The following is a 5,549-nucleotide window of genomic DNA, read 5'->3' as shown; positions in this document are numbered from 1 at the left end:
TGATTGCGGTTCGGTGCCGGGTTTGCGGGCGGGGGCGGCGGGGTGGGGGGCGGGTTGGGGTTAAGCTCGGCGTTTTTCCGGGGGGGCCGGTAACTCTCGGTTACCGGCGCCGCCCCGGTGGACGCGGGTTCGGAAGTCGGGGCGGGGGCCACCTGTGGGGTCGCGAGAGGCGGGGACAGCGGGGGGAGGGCGCCGGGGGGAGCCGGGGGTTCGGGGAGCGCGGGGACGCCGCTGCCGGCGGCGGTGTAGGCGGGTTTGTAGACCATGTTCATGGTGAGGATCGCTTCTTGGCGCAGGACTTCCTGCACCATATGCGCGTCGATCACCTTCGCGGCTTCCAAGAGGCGGGCCAGGGCGCCGACGGGGCCGGAATCGCCGGGCGGGACCACCGCGATCTTCACCGCTTCTGCGGCGGCGGCCACCGCGCCCAGGCGCAGGCCGACCTGGCCGATCACACCGGCCAGCTCCTCGATGGATTCGGCGAAGCTGCGAGTGCAGGCGGCCGCGGCGTCGGCGGCTTTGCCTTCCCATTCCGCTTCGTTCATCACCAGGTTCGTGCTGGCGCGAGTGAGCGGGAAGGAACTCTGCAGGGTGGCGGCGGCGTGCATCCAGGTGCCGGACAGGCGCAGGATCTCACCGGCGTCGATCTGCTGGGTGGCGCGGTAGATGTCCTCGTGGCGCATGGATTCGAAATGTTCCATGGCGCTGATGTAATCGGGATCGGTGCCGCTCACAGGTCCTCCTCACAAGCGGGTGCTCCGCCGCGGCCGAGGCAGCGGTTCCGGACCTCCGGACCGGCGGATATATACGGCCGGTGCGAGCGGCCCTCCTTCGGTTCGGGCGAGGGCGATCGGCGCAGCCCGCGCACGCCGGCGGCGGGCGGTATCACCGGGTGACCCTCGCTTCGACGGCGCGCAGGGCCGCGGCGTTCGCGGCGTCGGCTTCCTCGTACAGGCCACCGCTGATCAGGAAGGCCTCTTTCATCCGATAGGCGGCTTCGATGTAGTGGTCGAGCAGGGCCGCGGCGTCGCGGGCCTTGTGGCCGAAACCGGCCTGGAGTTGCTGGGCGGAGACCAGGCCGCCGAAACCGTGCGGGTCGGCGGCGTCTTCCAGGCGCTGCCGTAACTGGATCAGCTGATCGGCCTGCCGATCGTAGTAGTCCGCGCAGCGGCGGGCCGCCTCCGGATCGAACTTGACGGTTCCCGCATGGGCTGCCTGGCGGAACCGGACGATCTCGGCTCGACTGTCTTCGATCTGCATGACACGCGTACCCCTCCGTCGGTCCCGCTCAGCCTAACCGCAAGCGGCGGTCGCGGGCAGCGGGTCGGTGATTGATCACCGGGTTCCGGCGGGGATCCGCTTCTGCAGATGGGTGGCGAGTTGTTCGGTGGAGGCGGGCACGATATGGACGGTTTCGTCGGCCTTCAGCAGGTAGCGGCCGTCGTTCTCGAGGTCGAGCCAGGTGTAGTGCAGCGCGGGGGGAGGTTTCGGCAGATCGAGATGCGCTTCGATCCGGATATGCCCCCGGGCGGTATGCGGTGCGCACAGCAGTTTGCGGATCGGGGCGGCGGCGCGCTCCTGCTGCACGACGGTTTCGGTATCGCGGACCGCCGCGGTGGAGGCGGTGCGCGCCGGTTGACGGCCGGCGGGGGATTCCGGGAGCAGCGCCGCCAGGCGGGCGCCGAGTTTGGCGCGGTGGCCGATGGACAGCGTTACCGTACCGCCGAATTCCGCGGTCCGTCCCGGCTCCTGAACGGCGAGGACGGCGCGGTCGTAGACGACACACCCCAGGGCGCGTAGTTCGCGACCCGGTGCGGCGGCGCCGCCGATGGCGATCACCCGGGTGTGCGGGGCGGCGAGGATGCGCAGGCAGGCTTCGAGGTCGGGGTCCGGGGGGAGGCGCCGGGCCAGGTCGGCGTGCAGGACGCGGGCGTCGCGTTCGGTGCGCGGGGTTTCGAGGACGCGAAGGGGATAGGGGAGCCGGTCCAGGTCGGCTTGGCGCCATACATGCGCGAACTCGTCGGGGGTCAGGCTCCAACTCACGCGGAATCACATCCTCACCGAAACCTGCGCGGGCTACAACAGCCTAATGGGTGCCGGCGGCCGGAGCTCATCCGCACCGGTCGCGGACGGAGCTCGACGGGAGTTTGTGGGTTAACACAAGCTTCGAATGGGCGATAAACCCGGTATTCCTCGGGTTTACTCATGCGGAACGGGCGGCGATGTTCCGCCACGGCGGACGGGGTTTGGAGGTCGGTTCTTGCGGGTGCTCGGAGCGAGCGACGGCGAAGCGGATATCGCGGCCTTCGGCGGCGGCAAGGCACGGGGGCTGTACGCGCTGGGTGTCGCGGGTGCCCGGGTCCCGGACTGGCGGGTACTGGGCAGCGATGTTTTCGCGGAATTCGTGGCCGCGGCCGGGTTGCGGAAACCGATCGGCGAACTGGCCGAGGCCGGTGATCTCGAGACAGCGCTGGAATTGGCGCGGCGGATACGAGCGGATATCGCGGGCGCGGAGACAGTATTCGACGACTGTGGGATCCGGGAGCTCGTCGCCGCCGCGCACAGCCGGCTCGGTGCCGACCGGCTCGCGGTGCGGTCGTCGGTGGCCGGGGAGGACGGCGAATCGGATTCCTTTGCCGGGCTGTTCGATTCGTATCTGAACATCGGCCCGGCCGAACTGGGTGAGCGGGTGCGGGACTGCTGGCTGTCCGGGTTCTCCGATCGCGTCGTCCGGTATGCGTTCGCGCGCGGCCGGCCGCCGGTTACCGAGATCGCCGTGCTGTTACAGCGGTTCGTCCCGGCGCGCGCCAGCGGTGTGCTGTTCACCCGGAACCCGGCGACGGGTTCGGCGGCGCAGGTCGTGGTGAGTGCCGTGTACGGGCTGGGGGAAGGTCTGGTTTCGGGCGCGGTGGACGCCGATACGGTGGTGGTGGACGAGGCGGGGACCGTCGTCGAGCGGACCGTGGGCGACAAGGATATCGAGTATGTGCCCGCCGACGGGGCGGGTCTGGCGGTGGTGGATGTGCCCGGGCACCGGCGCACCGCGGCCGTGCTCGGGGACGCGGAGGTAACCCTGCTCGCCGACCGCGGCCGTGGACTGGCCGAGGCGCTGGGTGGTCCCCAGGACTTCGAATGGGCGATCGACGACGTGGGTTTGTGGTTCCTGCAGGCCCGGCCGATCACCGGTCTGCGCGAAAACCCTGCCGATGCCGGGCGATCCGCGCCGGGCGGCCACCGCGGACTGCGCCTGCTGCCGGCCGGTCCGGTGGCGGGCGCGGCCGTACTGCGTGGTGCCGGGGAGCCGCTGGCGCCGGGCGACCTGCGGATCTGGGACAACTCCAACATCATCGAAAGCTTCCAGGGGCTGACCTCCCCGCTGACCTTCACCGTGGCCGCCGGTATCTACGGCCGGGTGTACCGCGGCTATGCGAAATCGCTGGGTGTGCCGGAAAATCAGGTGCGGCAGACGGATTCCTGGACCCCCTACCTGCTGGGCTGCTTCCACGGCCGGGTGTACTACAACCTGCTGCACTGGTACCGGATGGTGGGCATCGCACCCGGCTATCCACTGAACCGCAAGGTGCTGGAGGCGGCGCTCGGGGTGGCCGAACCGCTACCCGACGAACTCGCGGAAACTCTGCGCCCCTTCACCTTCGGCTCGTGGCCGCAGCGGGTGTGGTCGCGGAGCCGCACCACCGCCCTGTATATCCGCCGGATATTCGGTATCGACGCGATGATGCGTGAATTCTGTACCGAGTTCTATCGCGTGTACGACCGCTACGACGCCATGGAATACGTACACGGCGAACACGCCTACGCCGCCTACCGGCGGGTGGATCGCGACCTCGTGCTGCGGTGGGGTCCGATGATGGTGCTGGACGCGATCCTGCTGACCCTCACCGGCACCATGTTCCTGCTGACGAAGGCGTTCCTGCCGCAGGCACCGGAATCACTGCTGTACGCGCTGGTGGGCCCGGGCGCCGAGATCGAATCGGCGGAACCCGCCCGCGCGCTGACCGAGCTCGCCCGCCGCGCGCACACCGATCCGGACCTCACCGCTCTGCTGCTCTCGACCGACCCGGACCTCACGTACGCGGCCCTGCGCGCCGGCGGCTACCGGGAATTCCTCACCGACATCGATTCCTACCTCGACCGCTACGGCTACCGCAGCGTGGACGAACTGAAACTGGAGGCCCCGGATCTGCGGGAGGAACCGGCGGGGCTGTTCGTCCTGCTGCGCAGCGCGCTGGGCCGGATCGCCGCCCCGGAACCGGTGGGCGCCGCGGCGCCGCTCGACCCCGACGCCTACCTCGACGCACACCTCCGCGGTATCCGCCGGTGGCTCTACGACCGGGTGCGCAGGAAAACCGCGCGCTGCGCCGCGCACCGGGAGCGTTTGCGCTTCTGCCGGACCCGGGCGTTCGGCATGGTCAAACGGATGATCCGGGTGATGGGCCGCGATCTCGCGGCGCGCGGCGTCATCGGCGAATTCACCGATGTCTTCTACCTGACGGTCGACGAGTTGCGGAACTGCTACGACCAGGTGCCGATGCCGGATCTGGCGGACCGGATCACGGCCCGCAAGATCGCGCGGACCGCCGCCGCCGAACTGGTCGCGCCCGCGCGTTTCACCACCGTGGGTCCCGATTTCACGGATGCCGAACTGGCCGCACAGGGCTGGATTCCGCTGACCGATACGCCGGCGGCGGTGCCCGGCGATGTGCTGGCCGGAACCCCGTCGGCCGCAGGGGTGGTCGAGGGGACCGCGGTGCTGGTGGACGAGCCGCGCGATGTGGCCGGTGGAATCCTCGTCGCCTACCGCACCGACCCGGGCTGGGTGGCGGCGCTGCCGTCGGCGTCGGCGCTGGTGATCGAACGTGGGAGCCCGCTCACCCATGTCGCGATCGTGGCCCGCGAACTCGGCGTGCCGACGGTGGTGCAGGTACCGGGCAGCAGCAGGAAATTGCGGACCGGAATGCGGATCCGGGTGGACGGAGCGGCGGGCACGGTGACGGTGCTGCCCGGAGGAGGTCACGGTGACGGAGCCGGATGAGAAGGTGGCGGCGGTACGGGATTGGCTCGTCCACCCCGCGACGGATACCGGCGTGTATTTCGCCGACGAGGGCAACGGCTGGGAGTACCGCAGTTACGCCGATCTGGCGGCGCTGAGCTGGTCGATCGCCGCCCTCATGCGAGACCATGGGATGCGCGCGGGCGCGGGGGTCTGCGTGATCATGCCCACCGGATTCCCTTGCGCCGCGGCGTTCTACGCGGTGTGGGCGTGCGGTGGAGTGTTCACGCCGGTCGCGCCGCCCATGTACGGCGACCTCGACCAGTACGTGGCGCATGTGGGGTCGATTCTGCGGCAGGCCCGGCCGCTGCTGGTGCTCACCTCGATCGAATTCCGCGAGCTGGCCCGGCAGGCGCACGCGGCGGCCGGGCGCACCGACGAACCCGTGGTGGTGGATCCGGAGTCGCTACCCGCCGCGCCGGCGCGGCGGGGGGTCGCCGAACCCGACGAATGCGCCCGGCGGCAATTCACGTCGGGG

Annotated in this window: 4 protein-coding genes and 1 pseudogene; 2 read left to right on the top strand and 3 right to left on the bottom strand. The window is 70.2% G+C overall.

Annotation, left to right across the window (positions count from 1 at the left end; genetic code table 11):
* From QH276_RS10860 to QH276_RS10850, 3 genes and pseudogenes are all read right to left on the bottom strand, one after another.
* Nucleotides 1–734, bottom strand: a pseudogene (locus QH276_RS10860) (hypothetical protein); the annotation flags it as partial.
* Between the two features lie 151 nt (nucleotides 735–885).
* The gene (locus tag QH276_RS10855) at nucleotides 886–1,260 is read right to left on the bottom strand and encodes a hypothetical protein (RefSeq protein WP_280400787.1); all 375 of its coding nucleotides are present in this window, start codon (nucleotides 1,258–1,260) and stop codon (nucleotides 886–888) included.
* Between the two features lie 75 nt (nucleotides 1,261–1,335).
* The gene (locus QH276_RS10850) at nucleotides 1,336–2,043 is read right to left on the bottom strand and encodes an ESX secretion-associated protein EspG (protein WP_280400788.1); all 708 of its coding nucleotides are present in this window, start codon (nucleotides 2,041–2,043) and stop codon (nucleotides 1,336–1,338) included.
* Between the two features lie 223 nt (nucleotides 2,044–2,266).
* Here QH276_RS10850 and QH276_RS10845 point away from each other — a divergent pair, with 223 nt between their 5' ends.
* Entirely contained in the window at nucleotides 2,267–5,053 is a 2,787-nt protein-coding gene (locus QH276_RS10845) for a PEP/pyruvate-binding domain-containing protein (RefSeq protein WP_280400789.1), read from the top strand.
* The coding region (locus tag QH276_RS10840) for an AMP-binding protein (RefSeq protein WP_280406716.1) at nucleotides 5,037–5,549 on the top strand (513 nt) is incomplete at its 3' end. The genes QH276_RS10845 and QH276_RS10840, both read left to right, overlap by 17 nt.

Origin of the sequence: Nocardia carnea (genome assembly GCF_029869215.1) — a bacterium.
GTDB classification, from domain to species: Bacteria; Actinomycetota; Actinomycetes; order Mycobacteriales; family Mycobacteriaceae; genus Nocardia; species Nocardia carnea_B.
The sequence above is the reverse complement of the archived record's forward strand: the minus strand, read 5'-3'. Positions and strand labels throughout refer to the sequence as shown.

What these genes read in the sequence shown, in the direction of transcription:
- QH276_RS10855 (WP_280400787.1), bottom strand. Translation starts at nt 1,260, where the DNA reads ATGCAGATCGAAGACAGTCGAGCCGAGATCGTCCGGTTCCGCCAGGCA.